General features: G+C 71.7%; 23 protein-coding genes and 1 pseudogene. 15 read left to right on the top strand and 9 right to left on the bottom strand.

Going from position 1 to position 22,880, the window contains the following annotated elements:
• Positions 1-74 precede the first annotated feature (74 nt).
• Positions 75-2,180: a right-handed parallel beta-helix repeat-containing protein gene (locus tag HF577_RS04925; RefSeq protein ID WP_169394525.1), complete on the bottom strand. Its 2,106-nt coding sequence runs from the start codon at positions 2,178-2,180 to the stop codon at positions 75-77.
• Positions 2,181-2,332: 152 nt separating this feature from the next.
• Positions 2,333-3,118 (bottom strand): FadR/GntR family transcriptional regulator, encoded by a 786-nt coding sequence (locus HF577_RS04930; protein WP_169394526.1) that lies wholly within the window; start codon positions 3,116-3,118, stop codon positions 2,333-2,335.
• A 177-nt stretch (positions 3,119-3,295) separates the two neighbouring features.
• Here HF577_RS04930 and HF577_RS04935 point away from each other — a divergent pair, with 177 nt between their 5' ends.
• The 8 genes from HF577_RS04935 (at position 3,296) to HF577_RS04970 (ending at position 10,875) form a co-directional block, all read left to right on the top strand.
• The gene (locus tag HF577_RS04935; protein WP_169394527.1) at positions 3,296-4,654 is read left to right on the top strand and encodes an ABC transporter substrate-binding protein; all 1,359 of its coding nucleotides are present in this window, start codon (positions 3,296-3,298) and stop codon (positions 4,652-4,654) included.
• The gene (locus HF577_RS04940) at positions 4,651-5,598 is read left to right on the top strand and encodes a carbohydrate ABC transporter permease (protein ID WP_169394528.1); all 948 of its coding nucleotides are present in this window, start codon (positions 4,651-4,653) and stop codon (positions 5,596-5,598) included. The genes HF577_RS04935 and HF577_RS04940 overlap by 4 nt, the downstream gene beginning before the upstream one ends.
• Complete coding sequence (locus HF577_RS04945) at positions 5,595-6,515, top strand: carbohydrate ABC transporter permease (RefSeq protein WP_169394529.1); 921 nt, start codon at positions 5,595-5,597, stop codon at positions 6,513-6,515. Before HF577_RS04940 ends, HF577_RS04945 begins: the two co-directional genes overlap by 4 nt.
• A 28-nt stretch (positions 6,516-6,543) precedes the next feature.
• A complete protein-coding gene (locus HF577_RS04950) occupies positions 6,544-7,710 on the top strand; it encodes a mandelate racemase/muconate lactonizing enzyme family protein (RefSeq protein ID WP_169394530.1) in 1,167 nt (388 codons plus the stop codon).
• Position 7,711: 1 nt separating this feature from the next.
• Positions 7,712-8,596 (top strand): amidohydrolase family protein, encoded by an 885-nt coding sequence (locus HF577_RS04955; RefSeq protein ID WP_211173810.1) that lies wholly within the window; start codon positions 7,712-7,714, stop codon positions 8,594-8,596.
• Between the two features lie 53 nt (positions 8,597-8,649).
• A complete protein-coding gene (locus HF577_RS04960; protein ID WP_211173811.1) occupies positions 8,650-9,714 on the top strand; it encodes a zinc-dependent alcohol dehydrogenase in 1,065 nt (354 codons plus the stop codon).
• A complete protein-coding gene (locus HF577_RS04965) occupies positions 9,711-10,472 on the top strand; it encodes an SDR family oxidoreductase (protein ID WP_169394531.1) in 762 nt (253 codons plus the stop codon). Before HF577_RS04960 ends, HF577_RS04965 begins: the two co-directional genes overlap by 4 nt.
• A 76-nt stretch (positions 10,473-10,548) precedes the next feature.
• Complete coding sequence (locus HF577_RS04970; RefSeq protein ID WP_169394532.1) at positions 10,549-10,875, top strand: L-rhamnose mutarotase; 327 nt, start codon at positions 10,549-10,551, stop codon at positions 10,873-10,875.
• Between the two features lie 36 nt (positions 10,876-10,911).
• Here the strand turns inward: HF577_RS04970 and HF577_RS04975 are convergent, their stop codons facing one another.
• On the bottom strand, positions 10,912-11,409 hold the full coding sequence (locus HF577_RS04975; RefSeq protein WP_169394533.1) for a MarR family winged helix-turn-helix transcriptional regulator: 498 nt from the start codon (positions 11,407-11,409) through the stop codon (positions 10,912-10,914).
• Positions 11,410-11,524: 115 nt separating this feature from the next.
• On the opposite strand from HF577_RS04975, the gene HF577_RS04980 reads away from it, so the two are divergent.
• Entirely contained in the window at positions 11,525-12,469 is a 945-nt protein-coding gene (locus HF577_RS04980) for an NADP-dependent oxidoreductase (RefSeq protein WP_169394534.1), read from the top strand.
• A gap of 65 nt (positions 12,470-12,534) precedes the next feature.
• On the opposite strand, the gene HF577_RS04985 is transcribed toward HF577_RS04980, so the two are convergent.
• The 3 genes from HF577_RS04985 to HF577_RS04995 all read right to left on the bottom strand — a co-directional run bounded on the left by HF577_RS04985 (position 12,535) and on the right by HF577_RS04995 (position 14,387).
• Positions 12,535-12,798 (bottom strand): PASTA domain-containing protein, encoded by a 264-nt coding sequence (locus tag HF577_RS04985; protein WP_169394535.1) that lies wholly within the window; start codon positions 12,796-12,798, stop codon positions 12,535-12,537.
• Positions 12,799-13,026: 228 nt separating this feature from the next.
• Complete coding sequence (locus HF577_RS04990; protein WP_169394536.1) at positions 13,027-13,695, bottom strand: biliverdin-producing heme oxygenase; 669 nt, start codon at positions 13,693-13,695, stop codon at positions 13,027-13,029.
• Positions 13,696-13,769: 74 nt separating this feature from the next.
• Positions 13,770-14,387: a TetR/AcrR family transcriptional regulator gene (locus HF577_RS04995; RefSeq protein WP_169394537.1), complete on the bottom strand. Its 618-nt coding sequence runs from the start codon at positions 14,385-14,387 to the stop codon at positions 13,770-13,772.
• Positions 14,388-14,724: 337 nt separating this feature from the next.
• Between HF577_RS04995 and HF577_RS05000 the strand changes: the two genes are divergently transcribed.
• From HF577_RS05000 to HF577_RS05025, 6 genes and pseudogenes are all read left to right on the top strand, one after another.
• The gene (locus HF577_RS05000) at positions 14,725-16,149 is read left to right on the top strand and encodes a HAMP domain-containing protein (RefSeq protein ID WP_169394538.1); all 1,425 of its coding nucleotides are present in this window, start codon (positions 14,725-14,727) and stop codon (positions 16,147-16,149) included.
• Positions 16,146-17,339 (top strand): poly-gamma-glutamate synthase PgsB, encoded by a 1,194-nt coding sequence (gene pgsB, locus HF577_RS05005; protein WP_169394539.1) that lies wholly within the window; start codon positions 16,146-16,148, stop codon positions 17,337-17,339. The genes HF577_RS05000 and pgsB overlap by 4 nt, the downstream gene beginning before the upstream one ends.
• Entirely contained in the window at positions 17,339-17,821 is a 483-nt protein-coding gene (locus HF577_RS05010; protein WP_169394540.1) for a poly-gamma-glutamate biosynthesis protein PgsC/CapC, read from the top strand. The genes pgsB and HF577_RS05010 overlap by 1 nt, the downstream gene beginning before the upstream one ends.
• On the top strand, positions 17,818-18,849 hold the full coding sequence (locus HF577_RS05015) for an NlpC/P60 family protein (protein WP_312858945.1): 1,032 nt from the start codon (positions 17,818-17,820) through the stop codon (positions 18,847-18,849). The genes HF577_RS05010 and HF577_RS05015 overlap by 4 nt, the downstream gene beginning before the upstream one ends.
• A 17-nt stretch (positions 18,850-18,866) precedes the next feature.
• Complete coding sequence (locus HF577_RS05020) at positions 18,867-19,733, top strand: hypothetical protein (RefSeq protein ID WP_169394541.1); 867 nt, start codon at positions 18,867-18,869, stop codon at positions 19,731-19,733.
• Positions 19,734-19,743: 10 nt separating this feature from the next.
• A pseudogene (locus HF577_RS05025) lies at positions 19,744-20,433 on the top strand (serine hydrolase domain-containing protein); the annotation flags it as partial.
• A gap of 142 nt (positions 20,434-20,575) precedes the next feature.
• On the opposite strand, the gene HF577_RS05030 reads toward HF577_RS05025, so the two are convergent.
• The 3 genes from HF577_RS05030 to HF577_RS05040 form a co-directional block, all read right to left on the bottom strand.
• On the bottom strand, positions 20,576-21,349 hold the full coding sequence (locus tag HF577_RS05030) for an SDR family oxidoreductase (protein ID WP_169394542.1): 774 nt from the start codon (positions 21,347-21,349) through the stop codon (positions 20,576-20,578).
• Entirely contained in the window at positions 21,346-21,984 is a 639-nt protein-coding gene (locus HF577_RS05035; protein ID WP_169394543.1) for a VC0807 family protein, read from the bottom strand. The genes HF577_RS05030 and HF577_RS05035 overlap by 4 nt, the downstream gene beginning before the upstream one ends.
• Before the next feature lie 204 nt (positions 21,985-22,188).
• Positions 22,189-22,815: a TetR/AcrR family transcriptional regulator gene (locus tag HF577_RS05040; protein ID WP_169394544.1), complete on the bottom strand. Its 627-nt coding sequence runs from the start codon at positions 22,813-22,815 to the stop codon at positions 22,189-22,191.
• Positions 22,816-22,880: the final 65 nt, after the last annotated feature.

Raw genomic sequence — 22,880 nt, forward strand, 5'->3', positions numbered from 1 at the left:
GGATCTGCAGACGCCGTGCCCCCGACCGCGGGATGCGGCCGGGGGCACGTCAGGGGTGGGACCGCGATCGGCGGTCAGCGGCCCGGGTCGGGGACGCCCGCGCAGGCCGGGTTGATGCCGTTGAGGTTGGCGTTCAGCTCGGTCCGCAGGTCGGGCGCCACGCCCGCCGCGCAGATCACGCCCAGGGCGTCGGCGGGCCAGTTGGCCGGGTCGACCAGCACGTTGTCGATGAGCTGGTTGCGACGCTCTTCGGCGGAGGGCACCTGGGCGCCCTCCTTGGTGTACCAGTTGTGCCGGATGACGTTGTCGCTGGTGTTGTTGCCCTCGCTGTAGCTGTTCGTGAAGACCCACGGGCTGGTGCCCTCGAGGACGTTCTCCTGCCAGGTCGTGTAGCGCGACCCCTCGTCGAGGTACAGGGCGACGCCGGAGACCTTGAAGAGGTAGTTGCGCTCGACGACCGAGCCGGGGCTCGCGGACAGGTTGTAGAGGTTGCCGCCGTCGGCGAAGGCGGCCTTCGTGTCGTGGACGAGGTTCCCGGACACGACGTTGTCGCGCAGGGTCGTGGGGGTCGTGTAGCGGGGGTTCCACTTGTAGTAGCCGCGCTTCTCGTACTCACCCGAGCCGCCGGCGTCGTTGGCGCCCCAGCCGAAGCCGGTGTCGATGCCGTCGTAGGAGACGTTGGCGACCTCGTTGTGGAGGATGCGGGCGCCGGTCACGTAGGTGCTGAGGATTCCCGAGTTGTCCTTGTACACGAGCGCCACGCGGTTGATGGTGTTGTCCTGCACCAGGACGTCGCTGTTGGTCATCCGCGGGTCGCTCGGGTGGTGGGCGTCGGGGCGGACGCCGCCGACGACGACGCCGTGTCCGCCCACCTCGGTGAAGACGTTGCCCACGGCCTTGATGCCCTGGGCGCCGAGGCCGACCCCCGAGAGCGTGGCGTTGGTGTCGTTGCCGATTCCGAGTGCGGACTGCCCCAGCGCGGTGAAGGTGTTCCGCGTGAACGAGACGTTGTGCGCCGCGGAGACCTGGACGGCGGCGGGCTCCTGCGCCCAGGTGTTGCGGGCCCGCTCGAACGCCTCGCAGCCGCGCGCGCACGAGGTGAAGGCGTCGGCGGGCCGGTAGTCGTAGGCGCCCTGCAGGAAGGTCCCGTTCTGCTGGTTGGCGTAGCCGTCCCGCGAGGGCCCGAGCCAGGTGGTGCCCGAGAAGCGCAGGCCCTCGAACGCCAGGTCGCTCACCGGCTTCTCGTAGCTCCCGCTGACGCTCACGAGGGTCTCCACGCGCGGGAGCTCGACGTCGAGGTCGGCGGGGTTCGTCCCCGGGGTCGGCTTGTAGTAGAGCTTCCCGGCGGCCGGGTCGAGGTACCACTCCCCGGCCTCGTCCACGAAGGCCAGCGAGTTCTCGAGCGACCAGGTGGGCGCCGCGAGGAAGGACTGCTGAACCGTGTCGTAGCCCCAGGTGTTGTTGTCCCAGGCCGGCTGCGCCATGGTGACGAAGTTCGCGCCGATGCCCGCCACGGGGGAGTACCTGGTCGTGAAGTCGCCCAGCGACTGGAACTCGATCCGCTTCTGGTCGGGCAGGGCGGTCAGGCGCTGTGCCAGAGCCGGGTCGTTGATGGTCAGCCCGGTCGGGGTGAGGGTGATGTCGGACTGCTTCAGCGGGAGCGCCGCGCGGGGTGCGAGCTTGCCGTCCACGTACAGCTGGCGGGTGTCCAGGCCCACGGGGGTGTCGGCCACGTAGATCCCCGCCGCCGCGTCGTGCACCGACCAGCCGGAGACGGGTGTGGCCCCGGAGATCTCAGGGTGCGCTCCGGGCGCGGCGACCCAGCGGACCGTCGACCCGTCGTGGCCGCCGTCCGCCTGGCCGAACTGCAGCGGCTTCGCGATGCGGTAGACCCCGTCGGCGAGCTCGACGGTGATGTCGCCCCGGCTCTTCGGGGCCTCGCGGCTGACAACGGCCTTGGCGCCCTCGATCGAGCACGGGTTCTGCTGCTGACACGAGCCCTGGTCCCGGCCGTCGGGGGAGACGTAGTAGGTCCGGCCCTCGCCCGGCGGCGCGGCGAGGGCGGCGGTGGGGGTGATCACGGCGAGTGCGAGCGAGGCCGTGACCCCGGCCGCTGCGACAGCCGCTGCGCGGCGCCACCGTTCGCTGCGGCTGGTGGGCGTCCGTGACGTCGTCGTCATGTTCGTGGGTTTCCCTCGAAGCGGTGGTCGGGGTCGGGTGACCCCCGGACACCGGGAGGGAATCATACGTATGATCTTTTGGGCAAGAGTGATCGAGTTCCGGCGCGGAGGCCGGGGGCGTCACCCGGCAGATCCACGCCCGATCGGGAGGGTCAGCGGAGGCGCTGGGTGCCCTTGTGGTCCGGAGGCCGTCGGCGGGTCCATGCGTCGCAGATGTGCGCGCGCATGGACTCCTCGGCCTCCCGCACGAGGCCCGCCTCGATCGCCCGGAAGACCCGCTCGTGCTCGCGGAGCGTTTCCTGGCGGAGCGAGAGCGGCGTGGCCACGTCGTAGCGGGCACTTTCGCGGGCACGCTCGAAGAGCACCCGGGCGATGCTCTCCGCGAGCCTGTTGCCCGAGGCGGCCATGACGATCTCGTGGAACGTGACGTCCGCAGCGTTGAAAACGGGGGCATCGTGCACGGAGACGCGCATGTCCTCCAGCGCGCCGCGCAGGATGTCGAGCTCGACCGAGGACCGGGTGCGGGCCGTCTCGCCGGCCATGGCCGCTTCGAGTTGGCCTCGGACGACGGTCAGCTCGTCGAGCACGCCGAGGGTCCGGTCGTGGGCGATGAGGGCCTTGAGGACCACGCGGTCCATCGTGTTCCACGAGCGCGTCGGCTGGACCACGGTGCCCCTGCCCCTGCCCTGGCCGACGCTGACGAGCCCCTTCTCCTCGAGCCGCTTGATCGACTCGCGCAGGACGGTCCGGCTGACGCCGAACTGCTGGCTGAGCGGAAGCTCGGGGGGAAGCGTGTCTCCGGGGGCCAGCGCGCCGGAGACGATGAGGTCGACGAGCGCCTCCACGACGGCCACGCCGAGCCGCGGCGCGGGCGACCGATCGGGGAGGGGTAGGACCCGCGGGGCACCCCGGTCCGCCGCCGCGGCCTGCTCCGTCATGGCGGCAGCGTACGCCGGGGGGCACGGCGGGTACGCAACGTCACCGGGAGGCGGGACGGGCGCGGGGGACCGGCCCGATCTTGTCAAATAGGTATTACGTATGCTCCACTGTCGCGGCTTCTCCCACCGCAGGCCTGGACCCTCGCCAATGACGGCGAGACGCATGCGAAGGACGACATGACACTCACCCGCTCCGCCCGCCGACGGCTCGTCCCTGTGTCACTGGTGCTCGTCGGGTTGGCCCTCGCCGCCTGCGCCTCGCCCGCCGGGCGGACGTCCGAGCAGGCGGGCCCCCGCGGCTTCACCGAGGCCGAGCAGGTCGCCGGCAGCCCGATCACCGTCTGGGTCGACGCCAGCCGCGTCACCGCGGTCGACGCCTTCACCGCCGCGAACCCGGACGTCAAGGTCCAGGTCGAGACCTACGACGGCTCGGCCAACGGCTCGGACTCCTTCAAGACGAAGATCAGCCTGCTCGACCGCGCCGGCAGCGGCTGGCCCGACGTCGTCTTCTCCACGCAGAACAACGACGCCGCCTGGGCCAGCGTCGGGGCGGGCGGGCAGCAGCCCTTCGCCGCGGTCCTGAACAAGGGGCTCGTCAAGGACGACCTGCTGTCCGGCTTCACCAAGGGCTCCCTCGACCCCTGCACGGTCGACGGCGCCGTCTACTGCCTGCGCAACGACCTGGCGCAGGACGTGCTCTGGTACGACCGGTCGCTGATGGACCAGTTCGGCTACAAGCTGCCCACCACGTGGGAGGAGTACACCGAGCTCGGCGAGCGGGTGGCGCGGGAGCACCCCGGCTACATCACCGGCGCGGCCGGCGACCCCTTCACCCCGGAGATCTTCTTCTGGCCGAGCAAGTGCGGCGCCAGCGGCGTCGTGGGCCCCCGTGCGATGACCGTGAACACCACGTCCCCGCAGTGCCAGCGGGCCGCGCAGCTCGTCGACCGCGGTGTCCAGGGCGGCTGGATGACCGACCTCAGCGTCTTCTCGCCCGAGTTCGTGCAGAAGTACACCGGCAAGGTGCTCATGATGCCGGGCCCGGCGTGGTTCGCCGGCGCCATCTTCAACAACGAGGCCTCGCTGAACGTCCCCGCCGGCCGGATCGGCGCCGCCGCACCGCTGCCGTGGGCGGGCGAGGAGCCCGCGACCGGAAACGTCGGCGGCGGCACCTGGTTCGTCTCCAGCCACTCGAAGAACCTCGACGCGGCGACCCGGTTCGTCGACTTCGTCACGACGGCCGACGACTACCAGGTCGCCAAGGCGCCCGGGTACCCCGCCTACGCACCCGCTGCGGACAAGTGGATCGCCGGCCAGGAACGCAGCGGCTACTACGCCACCGACCTGTCGGCACTGACCGTGGCGGCACCGCAGGTGTGGTCCGGGTGGGGCGCCCCCGCCTTCAGCCAGGAAGCGGTCTGGGCCCGGACCATGCAGCCGCTCATCACCTCCCGCCAGCCGCTCGAGCAGGCCCTCGGCACGTGGGGGCAGGCGATCGTGGACCAGGCCAAGGTCAACGGTTACACGGTCCAATGACGGTCGAGTTGACGGCGGCCGCCGCCGACCCGGCGCCCACCCGGCGACGGCGGCGACCTGCACCCCGGCGTGGCCCGGGACCCACCCGGGCCATGGGGCTGGCCTTCGTCGGCCCGTACGTCGTGCTCATGCTCGCGTTCGGGATCATCCCGGCGGTGTACGCCGTGGCACTGGCGTTCAGCCGGGCGGACGGCGGCTTCGCAGGCCTGGACAACTTCGTCCGGGTGATCACCGACTTCCGATTCCTGCCGGCGGTCCAGCACGTGGCGGTCTACCTCGTGCTGTGGCTCGTGATGCTCACCGTGCTGGTCGTCGTTCTCGCGCTGGTCCTGCACGCGGTCACGACCCGGTGGGTGAGCAGGGCCCTGCGGCTCCTCTACTACCTCCCCGGTGCGCTGGCCGGCGCGTCCGCCGTCCTGCTGTGGCTCTTCGTGCTCAACCCCGACGCCGGTCCGGCGGGTCCGCTGCTGAAGGCCATGGGGTTCGAGACCTTCGCCCAGACGATCCAGCCCGGCAACCTGTCCCTCGTCTTCGCCGTCATCGCCTTCTGGACGGGCGCCGGTCAGTGGGTGATCGTGATGTACGGCGCCCTCAACAACATCCCCACCGAGGTGATGGAGGCGGCGCGCATCGACGGCGCCAACCCCGTCCAGATCGCACTGCGCATCCAGCTTCCGCTGTTGCGCAAGTGGATCGCCTACATGGCCGTACTGGCGCTGGCGGCCGGCACGCAGCTCTTCGTCGAGCCGACCCTGCTCTCCCAGGCCAGCACGGGCGTCGTCCCGAACGACTACTCGGTCAACCAGCTGGCGTACCAGTACGCCTTCAACCTCAGCGACTTCAACGGCGCCGCCGCCATCGCGGTCCTGCTCCTCGTCGTGTCCGTCGCCCTGTCCGCCGTCTTCGTACTCCGCGGCGGCCTGTTCGACACGGAGGAGCCATGACGACACAGACCCTCGAGCGCACGCGGCGTCGCCGCTCGCGGGGGACGGACCTGTCGGGGTGGGGCGGTCGCGGCCTGGGGGCCGTCGTCCTCGGCGTGTTCCTGGTGTTCTTCGCGGTCCCGCTCCTGTGGCTGCTCATCGCCGTGACGAAGTCCGGCGGGGACCTGGTTCGCAGCGGCGCCTTCACACCGGGCTCGGTCGCCGGGCTGGTGGAGAACTGGCACGACCTGTTCGCCTTCCAGTCCGGAGCGGTGGGCACCTGGCTCGTCAACTCGGTCATGTACTCGCTGGGCGCGCTGGTGCTCACGCTGCTGGTCTCGGTGCCCGCCGGCTATGTCCTCGCGCTGGTGCGCTTCCCGGGCCGACGGCTCCTGCTGGTCGTGACCCTCGTGGTCATGCTCATGCCGAGCACGGCCCTGGTGCTGCCCGTCTTCCTGGAGATGAGTCTCCTGGGGCTGGTGGGCAACCCGCTGTCGGTCATCCTGCCGTTCTCCTTCTACCCCTTCGGCGTCTACCTCGCCTTCATCTACTTCTCCACGAGCATTCCCGCCGACCTGCTGGCCGCGGCGCGGCTCGACGGCTGCTCGGAGATGCAGGTGTTCCTCCGCGTCGCGGTTCCGCTGGCCGCTCCGGTCGTCGCCCTGGTCGGCTTCTTCAGCTTCGTGCAGAACTGGAACAACTACTTCCTGCCCTTCGTCATGCTCCCCGCGAGCAGCACGTACCCGATGCAGGTCGGCCTCACGACGCTGCTCTCCTCGACACCGGCCTTCAACCCCAGCGCAGCCGGATCGGACTCCGTGCAGCTGTCCACGCTCGCGCTGGCTACGGTGATCTCGGTGCTGCCCGTGCTCGTCGTCTTCCTGTTCTCCCAGCGGTTCCTCGTGGCGGGGCTCACGGCCGGTGGGACGAAGGAATGACGCGCTCCTCTTTCTCGGAAGGCTCAGCATGAGGATCACCGGGTACCGCTCCCTCGTCACCCAGCACGACTGGGGGCGCCCGGTCGGGGACGTCAACGGCCACATCTCCGGCACGGCCACCCAGACGGACGTGCTCGTCCTCACCACGGACGTCGGGCTCGAGGGCATCGGTGTCGGGACGCACGCCGAGATCGACCGCGTCTTCCCGAGCATCGACGGCGAGGACCCGCGCAGTGTCGTGGCGCTGTACGACCGGATGCTCGCGCGGGTCTTCAAGCTCGGGCACGCCGGTTCGGTCTTCGGGACGATCGGCGCTGTCGACCTCGCGCTCTGGGACCTCAAGGCCAAGGCCGCCGACGAGCCGCTCTGGCGCCTCCTCGGGGCGCGGAACCGGCACGTGCCCGGCTACGCGTCGGCCCTGGAGATCGCGCTCGCGGACGAACAGCTCGCCGAGGTCTACGGCGCCTTCGCCGACCGCGGGTACGGCGCCGCCAAGCTCAAGGGCGGCCGCTACCTGGATCACGACCTGCGCCGCCTGGGCATCCTGCGGGACATCTTCGCCGTCAACTCCTCCGCGCCGGGGCTCATGTTCGACGCCAACGAGTCCTGGCACCGGTCCCAGGCGGTCCGCTACGTCAGCCGGCTCGAGGAGCAGGTCGACCTGACCTGGGTCGAGGAGCCCGTCCGGCGCTGGGACACAGCGGGGATGGCCGCCGTCCGAGCCGGGATCCGCGCCGGCGTGGCGAGCGGGGAGAACCTCACGGGGATCGAGCAGCTACGCCCCCTGCTCGACGCCGACGCGCTCGACATCGTGCAGGTCGGGTCGTCCTGGGGCATCACCCATCTCCTGCGCGCCGCGGCGCTGGCGCACGGCCACGACCTGCCCGTCAGCCCCATCGGCTTCACCTCCGTCATCGCCCCGGCGGCAGCGGCCGTCCCCAACCTGCTCGCCGTGGAGGTGCAGGACGTCAAGCCGCCCCGCGGGCTGAGCATCGACCAGGAGGTCGCCGACGGCGGCATCGTCCTGGGCGACGCCCCGGGCAACGGCATCACCGTCGACGAGGAGCTGTTACGCGCGCTGGGGGAGGGCCAGGGCTGGGCCGAGGTCGCAGGCCCGCACGTGCGCCCGGACCGGGCGGGGCTGCGCCTGGTACCCGAGGCCGACGGGGGCGCCCTGCGCCCGGCGCACTTCTGAGGTGGGCAACGAGCAGCGGGTGCCGGGGCCCGTCGTCGACGCCCACCTGCACGTCTGGGACCCGGCGCTGACCTCCTACCCCTGGCTCGTCGGCGGCCCGCCGGTCATCAACCGCGCCTTCGCGCTCGACGACGTCGTCCCCGACCTCGAGGCGGCGGGCGTCGACTCGGTCGTGCTCGTGCAGTCGGCCGACGACGTCGCCGACACCGAACTGATGCTCGAGTGCGCCCGCAAGGACGCGCGCGTCGCGGGGGTGGTGGCCTACGCCCCGCTTCAGGACCCGGAGGAGACCGGCCGCCTCCTCGACCGTTACCGCTCCGCCGAGCCCGTCGTGCGCGGCATCCGGGTCCTGGTTCACGAGCAGCCCGACCCGTGGTGGCTGCTGCGCGACGAGGTCATCGAGGGGCTCACCGCACTCTCGCGCAGCGGGCTGACCTTCGACCTCGTCGCCGTGCTGCCCGAGCACCTGCGCGCGGCGCTGCGGGTGTCCGAGCTGCTGCCCGACCTGCCCATGGTGCTCGACCACCTCGGCCACCCTCCGCTGGACGGGGGCGGCCGGCAGGGCGAATGGTGGGACCTCGTCGCCGCGGTCGCCCGGAACCCGCGTGCCCACGCGAAGGTGAGCGGGCTCTACCCGGGCGGGCCGGGGGAGCCGTCGGCGGCCGTGGGGCGGGTGCGTCCGAGCGTCGAACACGCCCTCGACGTCTTCGGGCCCGCGCGGCTCATGTACGGCGGGGACTGGCCCATCTCGCTCCTGCACGGCGGCTACCCCGCGACCTGGCCACTCGCCACGGAGCTGCTCAGCGGCCTGTCCCGGCCCGAGCGCGACGACGTGCTGGGTGGCACCGCGACACGCTTCTACCGACTCGACGAGCCCCGGCGGTGACGACGAGCACGCCCCGCGGCGCTGCGCCGCACCCCGACCACGATGGAGGACCCGTGCCCACGACCCACCGCGCAGCCCAGTACCGGGGGGAGAGGACGATCACCGCCACCGTGGTCGGGCGGACGCCGCCCGGGCCCGGCCAGGTCGAGATCGCCCCCGCCTACACCGGCATCTGCGGTACCGACCTGCATATCGCCGCCGGGGACATGGACGCCCGGGTGAGCCTGCCCGCCGTCATCGGCCATGAGACCGCCGGCCGCGTCACGGCCGTCGGGGAGGGCGTGTCCGGCTGGTCCCCCGGCGACCCGGTCACCGTCGTCCCGCTGCGGCCCGACGGCACCTGCCCCGCCTGCCGGGCCGGCAACGGCCACGTCTGCGAGCACATGGACTTCCTCGGCATCGACAGCCCCGGAGCACTGGCGGAGCACTGGGTCGTGCCCGAACACACGCTCCTGCGGCTGCCCGAGGACCTGTCCCTGCGTACCGCGGCGCTCCTGGAGCCCACGGCGGTCGCCGTACACGACGTCCGGCGCGCGCGCCTGGGCGCGGGGGAGTCCGCGCTCGTGGTGGGCGGCGGGCCCGTCGGCCTGCTCATCGCCCTCGTCGCCCGCGCGGGGGGAGCGGACGTCGTCGTCGCGGAGCCGGACGCGACCCGCCGTGGCACCGCCGCGGACCTGGGGCTCGACATCGTGGACCCGCGTGAGCAGGACGTCTCCGCCGTCGTGCGCGAGCGCACCGAGGGGGCGGGAGCCCGGGTGGCCTTCGAGGTCAGCGGGACCCAGTCCGGCCTGGACACCGCGGTCGCCGCACTGGCCGTGCGCGGCCGGCTGTGCCAGGTGGGCATCCACGCCGCCCCGCGCACGGTCGACCTGCACCGCTTCTTCTGGCGCGAGCTCGAGCTGCTCGGCGCGCGGCTCTACACCCGCGCGGACTGGGAGGAGGCCGTGCGCCTCGTCGCGTCCGGCGAGCTGCCGGTCGACCGCCTCGTCAGCCGGATCGTGCCACTCGAGGAGGTGGGGGAGGCCTTCACCGCCCTCGCCACCGGAGGCGGTGTCGTCAAGGTGCTCGTGGACTGCCAGGCCGGTGCTCCCGGGAACACCCGGGGCGGCACGGCGTGAGCGGGCTGTTCGACCTCACCGGGCGCCTGGCCGTCGTCACGGGCGCGACCCGGGGCATCGGGGCCGCCGCGGCCGTCGCGCTGGCGGCCGCCGGCGCCGACGTCGTCGGCTTGGGCTCCACCCGCCCCCCGGGGGACGACGTCGCCGGTGCCGTCCGCGCGCACGGGCGTACCTTCGAAGGGCTTGCCGCCGACCTGTCCGACCGCGCCGCCGTCCAGCAGCTGGCGGCCGACCTGGCACGCCGCGAACGCCCGATCGACGTGCTGGTCAACAACGCGGGCACGATCCGGCGCGAGCCCGCGGTCTCGCACTCCCTGGCCGACTGGGACGAGGTGCTCGCCGTCGACCTGACGAGCCAGTTCGTGCTCGCGCAGGCGCTGGGGCGCTCGATGGTCGAGCGCGGTCGCGGGAAGATCGTGTTCACGGCGTCGCTCCTGAGCTTCCAGGGCGGCATCACGGTGCCCGGCTACGCGGCCGCCAAGCACGCCGTCGCGGGCCTGACCAAGGCGCTGGCCAACGAGTGGGCACCCCGCGGGGTCAACGTCAACGCGGTAGCCCCGGGGTACGTGGCGACCGACAACACGCAGGCCCTGCGAGACGACCCCGACCGCTCGCGCAGCATCCTGGAACGGATCCCCGCGGGGCGATGGGCGTCGCCGCAGGACATCGCGGGCGCCGTCGTCTACCTCGCGAGCCCGGCGGCCGACTACGTGCACGGCGTCGTGCTGCCCGTCGACGGCGGATGGCTGGCGCGATGAGCGGGGTGCACCGTCGGCGAGCGCGGCCCGCGGCAACCGACCGGTGCGGGAGCGGACTGACGACGAGGAGGACGACGTGATCGTGGCGCTGCACTCGCGGCTTCTGGAGGGGCACGAGCACGACTACGACCGGGACCATGCGCGCGTACCCGACGATCTCGCGGAAGCCTTCGCGCGGCACGGCATCCGCGACTGGCGCATCTGGCGTGACGGCCTCGACGTCTTCCACCTCGTCGAGTGCGACGACTTCGTCGCTTCCATGACCGCTATGGGCGAGGAGCCGGCGAACGAGGCGTGGCAGGGCGTCATCGACCGGCACGTGAAGGGCTTCAGCGGCGACGGAACGGACTTCTCCAGCTGGGGTCTGCGCCACGTCTTCAGCCTGTCGGACCAGACCGCCTGACCTCGGGGCTCTACCACCCGAGAAGTAGGACGGGGCCTAGCGTCGGCGGCGAGGCGCTGCCGAACGGGGCGGCGCCGAGCGCATGTGGTCGCGCACCGGCGAGAGCAGGTCGGCGAGAGCCTGGGCGTCCGTGCGTGACAGTGGCTGGAAGAGCTGGCGGCTGATGACCTCGGTGTGGCCGGGCAGGACCTTGGTGAGCAGCGCCCGCCCGCCAGGCGTGATCGTGACCGTGACGCCACGCTCGTCGTCCGTGGCAGGCGTACGCGTGATCAGGCCCGCCTTCTCGAGCAGGCCCGCCTGGTAGGTCAACCCACTGCGGCTGTAGACGACGCCGTCGGCCAGGTCGGTCATCCGTTCGCTACCCGTCGGCGAGTTGAGACCAAGGCGCGCCAAGAGCTGGAACTGGACGTAGCTCAGGTCGCCGACCTCGCGCAGCTGCTGCTCGACCGCATGTCGCAGCAGGCCCGCCACCTCCATGAGGGCGAAGTACGCGCGCAGCTGGACGGCGTCCAGGGACGGCGGCGTGTCAGGCATGCCACGAGGCTACCAGTTGCTTCAAGCTCGAAGCACTTGCTTCGACTCCGAAGCACTGCTAGCGTGCCAGGATGCTTCAGTTTCGAAGCACATGTCGTCGAGAGTGAGGCGCCCGATGAAGGCAGTCCGATTCCACGAGTACGGCGGTCCCGACGTCCTCCGCTACGAGGACGTGGACCAGCCGGTGCCGAGCGCCGGGCAGGTGCGGGTGCGCGTCGCCGCGACGACGTTCAACGGCGTCGACGGCAACATCCGCGCGGGTCTCATGCAGGGGCCGATGCCCCTCACCCTGCCGCACATCCCCGGCCTGGACGTCGCGGGAACGATCGACGCACTCGGCGAGGGCGTCAGCGGACTCGAGGTGGGTGACCAGGTCATCGGCTTCCTCCCGTTCGTCGACGACGGTGCCTCGGCGGAGTACGTCCTCGCGCCCATCGAGAGCCTTGCGCCCGCACCTACCAGCATCCCGCTGGCCGATGCGGCCGCGCTGCCCCTGGTTGGTCTCACCGCGTGGCAGGCCCTCTTCGACCACGCCGAGCTCGAGGCCGGGCAACGGGTCCTGATCAGCGGCGCCGGTGGGGCTGTCGGTGGCTACGCGGTCCAGCTGGCCAGGACAGCCGGCGCCCACGTGATCGCCGTCGCCGGCCCGCGCGGCAGGGACCAGGTCACAGCGAACGGCGCCGCCGAGGTCATCGACCACACCACCACCGACGTGACCACCGCGGTCAGCGAGCCCGTCGACGTCCTACTGAACCTCGCACCGATCGACCCTGCCCGGTTCGCTGCCTTGGCCGCCCTGGTCCGCGACGGCGGCGTCGTGGTCAGCACCACCGTGTGGATGCCCGCCCCCGGCGACGAGGACCGCGGCGTGCGTGGGATCGACGTGTTCGTCAACAGCGACGCCAAGCAACTGTCCGAGCTCGTTGCCCGGCTCGACCGCGGCGAGCTTGCCGTCGACGTCGCTCACCGAGTCCCCCTCAGCGACCTGCCGGCCATCCACGCCGCCGCAGCCGCCGGCTCCCTCCAGGGCAAGGTCGTCGTTCTGCCGAACGCCGACTGACGCCACCCACGCCAGGAGCTCGTCCTGCTGTCGGAGGTGCTCCTGGCGGGCGAGCCGTTACGGCATCACGTCGTCCCGGCCGGATCCGTCGGTCCCGGCCGGAGGGGCGCGATCGGGCCTCCGCCCCCGCCTCGGCCGCGCGGCTCCACCGCGATGGTCACCGGATGGGCCGGCGCAACCCGGCTGCCCGCTCCGGGTAGCTGCGCGATGACGACTCCGCTGACCGGGAGCGGCTCGGCCGGATCCGCCGCGACCGCGACCACCCGCGCGTTGAAGGCGAGTTCGTGCGCCTCACGCACCTCCAGCCCGACGAGGGCCGGTACCAACACTCTCTCCTGCTCTCCCACCATTCTCCTGCTCGATTCCCCGGTGCTGCCCGAGGCGGGATCATCTGGGACCCCCTCGTCCCGCCCAAATAGGACGATATCGGTCGAATCAGGCCGACGTGCCGCGCGGGGGTCCGGGCAATCGCCCACCCCATCAGGTCGATCTCGTCCGGGGCGCGCCGCGCACACCGAGCCGAACTCGGCACCCCCACCGGCGGCGGGGCGCCGGCCTTACGCCGCCTGGTACCGGTGCATGTCCTCGGCGAGCTCGGCGAACACCGCGACGTTGCACTCGAAAGCGGTGAGCGTCTCGTCGACGACCCTGGTTCGGTCGGTCTCGTTCCATGGGGCGGTGTCGAGCTTGGCGCGGTAGCGGTCGCGGAATGCCGGGGCGCTGCCGATCCCGTCGAAGTGGTAGAACGACGCGCCCTTGTCGACGATGCCGTAGTTCGTGGCCAGCAACCGGCGGATGATCTGACCGCCTGCGATGTCGCCGAGGTAACGGGTGTAGTGGTGGGCGACATAACCGCCTGCCCACGCCGACGCCTCGTGAATGCGTCGCACGTACGACTCGGTGGCGGGGAGCGGGCGGATCGTCTCGCGCCAGTCCGGCCCGACGAGGAATGCCATGTCGGCCTCGAGCTTCGGCAGCCTGCGCAGCTCGTCGAAGACGAACTCGTGACCGGTGTCGTCGGCGGCCATGGTGTCGCTGACCTGTTCGATCGCCCGGTAGATGAAGTAGTACTGGATCGCGAGCTGCGTGTAGCCGGCCAGCGTGAGCTCGTTGCCCAACAGCGCGTTCATGTAGCCGGAGTGGTTGGCGCGCTCGTGGGCGCTCCTGGTGGACGCGCGCAGCGTCGCGGAGAACGGGGCCGAGACGAGGTCCGTGGTCACCGGCATGGGCGTCTCCTCGGGGCAACGATCTGACACCTTGTCAGAAAGACCATAGGTCATCAGCGCGAGTAAGGCTACCCTTATCCAGCGGTCGTCTCGTCGGCCTCGGTCGCTCCGACTGCTCGCAACACGAACCGGACGGCGGCCTCGACGGCGCGATCCAGCTGCTCGGGCGGCACATCGACAACCTGCCGACTGGTCAGTGCCGCAGTGATCATCGGGAGCAGGATGTCCGGATCCTCGGCCAGCAGCCGCCCCGCACGCCGGCCGGCGTCGAGAATCTCGCGCAGCTGCTCGGTGATCGGGTCGGCGTGCGCACTGATCCGCCGGTATGCGGCCGGGGCGAGCGCGGAGGCCAGCGCAGTGCCCGGCGGGAGGTGGTACTCGGCGAGCACGCGCAGCTGCAGTCGCACGAATGTGGCGAGCTTGGCCACCGGGTCGGGAACCGCGTCGACGGCCTCGCGCAGCCGGTCGACGTAGTGGGCGGCCTCGGCCTCGACGAAGGCGACGAGCAGGCTGTCCTTGTCGGGGAAGTGGTTGTACATGGCGGTACGACCGAGGCCGGCCTCCGCCGCGACCCCGGCGAGGGTGACCGCGTCGAACCCCCGCTCGTAGAGCTGGGTGCGCAGCACCTCGAAGACCCGGGCCCGCACCTGCTGGCGGTGGGCATGCAGCGAGCCCCCGATGATCTTCGGCATCGCGCACCTCCCTCCGCCCGGGCCTGTGAAGGCAAACCTAGGGGACGCGCCTCGATCGGACTCTGACGAACGGGGAACGTCGGCGGGACCCCGAGAGGACCCGGGTCGTCACGCTGAGTTCGCCCGCACGGTCGCCTGGGTCGGCGTGGGCGCACACCGGATGGCGGCGCATGTCGCCCGATCGGGCGATCGCAGGAGACTGCATACCGTAACACTGTCTACTGTATGCGGTGTTGCAGGTCACACTGTCGTTAACGTTCGAGCACGACGGACGGAGCAGCGTGGCGCTGTGTCACCGCCACCAGGATCCCTGGACCCGTTCGAAGGGACACGCTGCTTGAGCACGCCCCGCGCCCCGCAGACTCTGCCGGACCCCGATCGGGGGACGTCCGCACCGCTGTTCCCGAACTTCCCGCGTCGCCGGTTCCCGGCCGGGGTGAGCGGCGGGCCGCTGGCAGTGCTGACCGTGCTCCTGGCCGCTGCGGCCACGCTGGTCGCCGTGGCGATCGGAGGGGACGGCCGGTGGCCGGACTGGCGGATCCCCGGGACGCTCGTGCTGGTGGCCACCGTCGGGCACGTCCTGCTGTGGAGCGCGGTCGTGAACCCCGTCCAGCGGATCCGGGACGCAACAGCTCGGATGGCAGTCGAGGACAGCGCGGCCGTGGTGCCGCGGGTCCGCCCCGCCGAGCTCGACCGCATCGCCGCGGCGCTGCATCGGTTCGCCGGGCTCCCCGCGCGGGCGCGGGCCCACCGGGTCCGGATCTCGCTGGCCGTCGCGCCGTGCGTGGTGGCCGTGCTCGTCCTGGCCTGGGCGGTCCCGGCCGCGGTCATGACGGTCGGCGGTGCCGCGTCGCAGCCCGACACCGTCGTGCGCCAGGCCGGCGAGGGCGCCTCAGCGCGGGCCGAGAAGCTGCAGGCCGCGCTCCGTGGCGGGCTCGCCGTGCTGCAGCGCGCCGCCGACCCCCCGACGGGGGCCGAGGTGGCCGACGCCGCCCGCACCGCGGCGCAGGTGCTCGCGGCCGAAGGACTGTTCCGGTCGGTGTGGGTGGTCGACGGTTCGGGGCGGCGGATCGCGGCCGCAGGCCGCCCGCCGAGCGCGCCGGTCACCGCCCCGCCACGTGAACTGCGGGTGGTGCAGGCCAACCGGGCGGGCAGCGAGCCACTCGTCCTCGCCTCGGCTCCGATGTGGGACGGCGCGACCTCGCTCGTGGCGGAGTTCGACCCGCGGGCGCTCAACGACCTGATCCGCACCGCCGGCGTGCACACCTGGGTGGTCGACGTGCACCGGGCCACCGTGCTCGACAGCTCCGGCTACACCGCCTTCGCTCCCTTGGACGACCCGGCGCTCGCAGCGCTCGCCGGTACGGCTCTCGCCGACGTCCCCGCTGTCGCGACGCCGGGCAACGGGGAGGTCAACGCGGCCCAGCGGGTGAGTACGGCGGGCGCGCCGACCGATCTCGGCTGGGTGCTCGTGGAGAACCAGGACGTCGCGGTCACCGCGTTCACCCATGACGGCAACCGCCGCGTCACGTTCGTCGTGATCGCGCTCGGCGCGAGCCTCGCCCTGGGGTCGCTGGCCTGGGTCATGGTCACGGTCGTCGCGCCGGCGCGCAGGCTGGCCCGCCACGTCGAGCGGTTGGCCGGCGGCGACGCGGTGCCGCCGCTGGCCCCGCAGCGCCTCGACGAGATCGGCAGCGTCGTGGCGGCGACCAACCGATTCGTCGGCGCGCGCGCCCTGCTCGGAGCGACGGCCCGGTCGTGACGTTCCTCTTCGGCGTCTACGTCGCCGGCTGCCTGCTCCTGCTCGCGGCCGGGCTGGTCGAGCACCGCAACCACCACCGGCGCCTGCTGTCCATAGCGGAGCGGATCGTCGTCAACGGTATCCGTGGCAAGAGCTCGATCACGCGGCTGTGCGCAGGAGCGCTGCGCGGCGGGGGCGTGCGGACCGTCGCGAAGACGACGGGCACGGCGGCCCGTTTCATCTTCCCGGACGGCACCGAGGAGCCCATCCACCGCAAGTTCGGACTCGCGAACATCGTCGAGCAGACCGGCATCGTCCGGCGGGCCACGCTCTGGCAACCGGACGCCCTGGTGATCGAGTGCATGGCGGTGCTGCCGGAGCTACAGGAGATCAACGAGCGGAAGCTGGTCCGCTCGACGATCTGCGTGATCTGCAACGTCCGGGAGGACCACCTCGACGAGATGGGCCCCACCCTGGACGACGTCGCACGTTCGCTCGCGCGGTCGATGCCGGTGGGCGGCGTCTGTGTCACCGCGGAGCGCGACCGGCTGCACATCCTGCAGGCCGAGGCCGACCGGCGGGGCTGCCGGCTGGTGTCGGTGGACCCGGCGTCGGTCGGCGACGCCGAGATGGAGCGCTTCACCGGGATCGCCTTCAAGGAGAACGTGGCGATCGGCCTCGCCGTCGCGCAGCTGTGCGGCGTCAGGCGCGAGGAGGCGATGGCCGGCATGGTGGCGGCGCCCCCCGACCCCGGCGCGGTCGCCGTCGACACGTACGTCACCGGCCGCGGCCGGATCGCGTTCGCCAACGTGTTCGCCGCGAACGACCCCGAGTCGACGTTGATGAACATCGAGCTGCTGCGGTCGCGCGGCCTGATCGCCGCGCCGCTCACGATCGTGGTCAACTGCCGGCCGGACCGCGTCGAGCGCAACGGGCAGATGGGCGAGCTGACCGGCCGGGTCCGCCCGGACCGGATCGTGCTGATCGGGGAGCAGACGCACACGGCGCGCGCCCGGGTGCCGCGTGAGCTGGCCGACCTCCTCGTCGACCTCGGCGGCGCCCTCGACGTGGCCGCGTTCCTCGACGCCGTCGCGATCGAGCCCGGCGGCACGGGCTCGGTGGTCGCCGTCGGCAACATCCACGGCCAGGGTGAGGTGCTGCTGTCGCGGCTGGGCGCCATGGCGCGTCCCGTCCCGGTCGAGGCGGGGTGATGGTTGCGGGCACCCTCGCGCCGCAGGACGCCACGATCGCGCTGGCGATCGGGTTGCTGTTCGCGCTCGTCTGCTACCTCACCACCAACCTCTCACCAGGGGGCATGATCACGCCCGGCTGGTTGGCCCTCACCTTGGTGGAGGACGCCCGCAAGGTCGCCGTGATCGCTGTCGTCACGGTGATCACCTACTTCGGGGTGCGCGGCCTGCAGTCGGTGGTGATCCTCTACGGCAAGCGGCTGTTCGCGGCCGTGATGATGCTGTCGGTGCTGCTCTCGACGGGACTGTTCCTGCTGGTGCAGCGGGACTACCCGCTGCTCTTCGCGCACGAGACACTCGGGTTCGTGATCCCGGGACTGGTGGCCTACCAGCTCGTGCGGCAGCCACCGGTCGCCACCGTGCTGGCGACCTCGGCGGTGAGCCTCGCCAGCTACGGGGTGCTTGCCAGCGGGCTCGTGCTCGGGGCGGTGCCGACGCTGTGACCGGGCGGTCCGGACTCGCCGCTCGACGGGCCGGCATGGGCGTGCTGGCCGTGGTCGTGGGTGTTTCGGGGATCGTCGTCGGCGATCTGCGGGAGGACGCGGGCGCGGCGGCCACGGCGGCGGCACCGCCGCCGCGGACCGCCGCGTGGTCCTCCGAGCTGCGTTACCTGCGGCGCGACGCCCTGGCTCGGACCTCCATGGTCGACGCCGCCGGCACGGTGCGGGCCACCTTCACCGACGGGGCCCGCACCGTCACCCTCGACGGGCCGCTGCGCCGCTTCGCGGAGCCGCGGTTCACCACGGCGTCGGTGAGCACCCGGGTGTGGGTGCGGCTGCTACCCCGGCCGTGGCACGAGGGTGCGCAGCGGGAAGCGTGGTTCCAGCCGTGGCTGGCGGAGAACCTGGACAGCACGGCACCCGACGTGCTGGCCGTGGCGGCGGAGTACCTGGACGGTGTCCCGGACGGCTTCGATGGCGGCGGAGTGCGTGTCCGGGGCGACGCGCGGGCCGGTCCGTCGGGTCCGCCGGACGCTCCGCCGCTGGAGAACTCGGACTTCTACGACTACCTCGGCATCCCCTGGACGTTCGGCGGCGACGATGTACGGATGCCTGACCTGGCACGCTACGGAGCCGTGGACTGCTCGGGGTTCGTCCGGCTCGTGTTCGGATACCGCTCGGGCTACCCCCTGCTCGGCGCCAACGGACCGGGCCCGGGCCTGCCGCGGCGGGCCTGGGCGATGCACGAGGTCGGCCCGGGCATCGCCGTGCTGCCCGACATGGGCGCACCGCCGTCGAACCTCGGTGCGCTGCAGGCCGGCGACCTGCTGTTCTTCGACCTCGATCGGGCCACCGACCGGCGGATCGACCATGTGGCGATCTATCTGGGCCGCGACGACGCCGGGCATCACCGGTTCGTCTCCAGCCGGGCGCGGGCCGACGGCCCGACGCTCGGTGACGCAGGCGGTACGTCCCTGCTCGACGGCGGCGGGCACTACGCGCGGGCGTTCCGGGCGGCGAAGCGGCTGTGAGCCGGACGCGTTCTGCCGTGGCCGTGCTCGGGACGCTGGTGCTGCTCGCACTCGTGGCGGTGACCCAGATCGGCGCCCGGAGGGCGGACCAGGCCTCGCTCGAGCAGCGGGTGCACGACTTCACCGGGCAGCTCACGCCGCGGGGGCCCTACCGTCCACCCGATCCGGCGGAGCGGGACGCGGTGCTCGGCGCCATCGCGGCGCTGGTCCCCACGGGGCCGGCCGCCGGCGGCGACACCCGCGACGCCCACCGGGTCCTGCGGGACGCGGGGTTCATCGTCGAGGTCGCGCAGGACGCGGCAGGGCGCGGGTTCCTCCTCGTGCGTAGCGACCCGAGCTCGGCGCGGTCCTGGGGGCTGATCGCGCTCCCGCTCGGCCGGGCCCCGCGGCTGCTCGTCGAGGTGCCGCACCCGAACTCGGACTACAACACCGAGAACGTCGGGCTGGCGGTGCTCGCGATCGTGCCGGACGCGGTGTACATCGAGGCCGGGGCACACCGCAGGGCAGCGGACGGGCGCGCCGACGTGGCGCACGAGGAGGACTCGCTGTTCCACGCGCTGGCCGTGGACCTGAGCGTCCGGATGCGGCTGCCGCAGCTACAGCTGCACGGCTTCGGCGATCGCGACGACCTGGACGAGGACGTGGTGCTCGGTCCGGGCGATGCGCACCCGGCCGTGCGGGAGCTCACCGACCGCATCGAGGAGGCGGGCCTGTCGGTGTGCCGGTCGTGGGTGCAGCGCTGCCCCGAGCTGGAGGGCTCGACGAATGTGCAGGGTCGGGCCGCGGCGCGGTACGGGCTGCCGTTCGCGCACGTCGAGATGAGCGCGTCCACACGGATGCGACCGGAGTCGGTGGCGCGAGCGCTCGCCACGCTGGCCGGCTGAGCCGTCGCGGAATCCCGGCCCGCGCCGACGGCTCGATCACATTGGTCTGGACATCGCCGCGCAGATCGTCGAGGCGGTGACCGGCACCGTGTACTGGGACTACGTGCACGAACACGTCTTCGGGCGCTGCGGCATGACCGGATCGGCGTACTACACCAGGCCGCAGTGGCTCACCGACGAACACATCGCGCACTCGTACATGCGGCAGGCCGACGGCAGCCGGGTGGACGCCGTCCGCAACCTGGACAAGGGCAGCCCGAGCCCGTTCCTGTTGGGCAAGAACCCGGGCCGCAACTTCATCGATCTCGTCGGGGACGGTGGCTTCGCCACCGCGCCGGACCTGGTCCGGTTCGCGCACGCGCTCCAGGACGGTACGGTGCTGGACCGGCCCTGGGCCGACGTGTTCACCGCGGCCAAGAAGCCCAACTGGGAGGACAAACCCGGTCAGCGACTCAACCGCGACGCCCCGCCGGGGTTCAGCACCTACGGGCCGACAGCCGCGATCAGCAACGGCCAGTGGGTGCTCGGGCGCGCCGGTGTCCACCCCGGCAGCTCCGCAAGCTGGGACATCTACCCGGACACCGGCTGGGTCGGCGTCGTCCTGAGCAACTACGACGACATCCCGCTGGCGGAGATCCTCCAGCGGGAGAAGCAGGCCATCACCGGGGCTTCGTCCGGCGGCGGCGGTGGTGGTGGCTGACGCGCGGCCACGGCCGTGTTGCCGTCCGCCTTCCGCTCAGCACCGCCTCTGTCGCTGCGTGGCGCGAGCGTTCGCCACGCTGGCCGGCTGAGCCGGTCGCGCAATCCTCGGCCCCATGACCGGCAGAATCATCCGCTGGGTGTCACGCTCGCCACTGATGGTCACCGAGCAATGTCACCTCGGCGCCGCCGTCGGCGAAGATCACCTGCCCGGTGACGAAGCGGTTCTCGGGGCTCGCCAGCCAGCTTATGAGGTGGCCGACCCACTCCGGGCGGCCCGGGAAGCCGCCGAGGGGTTGCGGTGCGGCCGCCTCGACGGCGGTCCGCACCTTGTCGTCGGTGAGGATCCAGGCGGCGGCCGGGGTGTCCACGACGCCGGGGGCCACCGCGTTGAGCGGGATGCCGACGCCGGCCCATTCGGCCGTCGGGGCGGTCCTTCGTACCCACCCGTTGAGCGCGCGCTTGGCGATGCCGTAGGCGGAATCGCGTAGCGAGGGTTCGGCATCCACCACTGCGGTCGCGGTGGCTTCGTCGCCGTCCGCGCAGGCCCGGAGGACCCGTTCGTCCGCGGGTGCCAGTGATGAGGTCGACGACACCGCGACGGCTCGTGGAGCTTCGCTGCGGGTCAGCAGGGGACGCAGCCCTTCGAGCGTTGCGACCGTGCCGAAGTAGTTCGTCTCGAGGAGCCCGGTCCGGCCGCCGCCGGCGACCGCCAGTACCGCATCGACGTATCCCCACTTCGCCACCTGATCGACCAGCGACCGGCGGCCGGCAGGCGTCGACAGATCGGCGATGACGTCGGCGTCGCTCAGGTCGCAGCCGATGACCCTGGCACCTTGCTCGCGAAGGATCGACGCGGTGGCTGCGCCGATTCCGGAAGCCGAGCCGGTGACGACGTACCTGCGCTGATGATTCACTCGCAAGCTCGCTCACCGGCCGTCCTGGTCGGAGTCGTCGTCGGCAGGTTCGGCCCCCGTAGGTGCGGTGCGCCCTTGCGCCTGAAGTACAGCTGGCTGATCACCTCGGCGAGGATGATCAGCGCCACGAGCTTGAGCGCACCGATGAGCGGGACGCTGTCGATAGGCATCGTGTAGGCCAGTACCACCGTGCTCACGGCGTCCAGCAGCAATGCCGAACCCCAGATCATCGTGCTCACGTGCACCACCCGCCGAAAGGCCGGCGTGTCACGCCACGCGGCGTTGATCTGTTCGCGCACCGTGCCGCCGGTGAAGGTTCGCAGGGCGTACAGGTAGTACGGGGTCCGTCGGAGCGTCAGGAGGATCCAGATGCCCGCCATGGCGGTGATCCAGCCGTCGCGCGCCAACAAGGTCCTCGGGCTGCCGGTCAGGAATGACAACGCAACGCTGAGAAGTAGGACGCTCATGACGAGGCCGGCGAGCATGTCGATCCGCCGTTTGGTGACCACCGAGTGCACCGTTTTGGCGGCCGGTGCGACCAGGCCCAGCATCAGGGCTGACCACTGGTCCACCCCAGCTGCGCGCAATCCGTAGAACACCGCGATCGGCGCCACCGCGTTGATCAGCAGGCTCATGACGATCTCGCGTTGCGGGCCGGCCTTGCTGCCGGTTGTTGCCGGGTCCGCTGCCGGGGAGGACGGGTTCATCGTCGCCTGCCGAGCTTCGGCAGGCGGATGCTGTTGACCATGGAGTCAATAGTGCCGAGTAGTGACTCTGCGGTCAATAGTGGTCGAGCGGCACGGGGTCGGCCGACTGGTGACGTCCGGTCCGGCGCTGCGTCAACTCCCGGCCTGCATGCCGCTGAGCAGGATCTCTGCGAGTTCGGATGCGTAGTCGCGTGGATCGATGTCGGGATGGTCGTCGAGGTACGCGAGCATGATGTCGATCGAGCCCTGGTAGGTGACCGCCATGACTCTGGGGTCGAAGTCACGGAGGCTGCCCTCGGCCTGGCCGCGGCGGAACAGCTCCTCCTGCCCGAGGTAGGTCTCCTCGTAGAAGTCGGCAACCACCCGTTCGGCGCCGTCGGACCGGTGAAGGTTGTGCACGATGCGGTTCAGCGCGATCAGTTCGTCCCGATGGGTCAGGATCTGCAAGGCGGCCTGGCGCAGGGCGGCGCGGATGATGTCCGGCACTGGCTGGTCCAGGTCGAGCGTGTCGACGATCTGTTGCCGCATGGTCTCCATCGTCACCTTCGCCGTGGATTCCATGAGGTTGTCCTTGCCGGTGAAGTAGCGCCAGACCAACCCCTTGGCGACATCGGCGCGCGCGGCTATCCGGGTCAACGACGCGCCCTCGTAGCCGTGGTCGACAACCTCCTGGATCGCCGCCACCATGATCTGCTTCCGTCGTTGATCCTCACTGAGGCGTTGTCGCGGGCCGCGCGACGGGCGCGAGGTGGCCGTCATGACAGCGTCGACTCCACAGGCTTCGCATCCACGACGTGCACGCTACTGACCACCCATCGGGTCGA

Origin of the sequence: Pseudonocardia xinjiangensis (assembly GCF_012911925.1) — a bacterium.
In the GTDB taxonomy this organism is placed as follows: domain Bacteria; phylum Actinomycetota; class Actinomycetes; order Mycobacteriales; family Pseudonocardiaceae; genus Pseudonocardia; species Pseudonocardia xinjiangensis.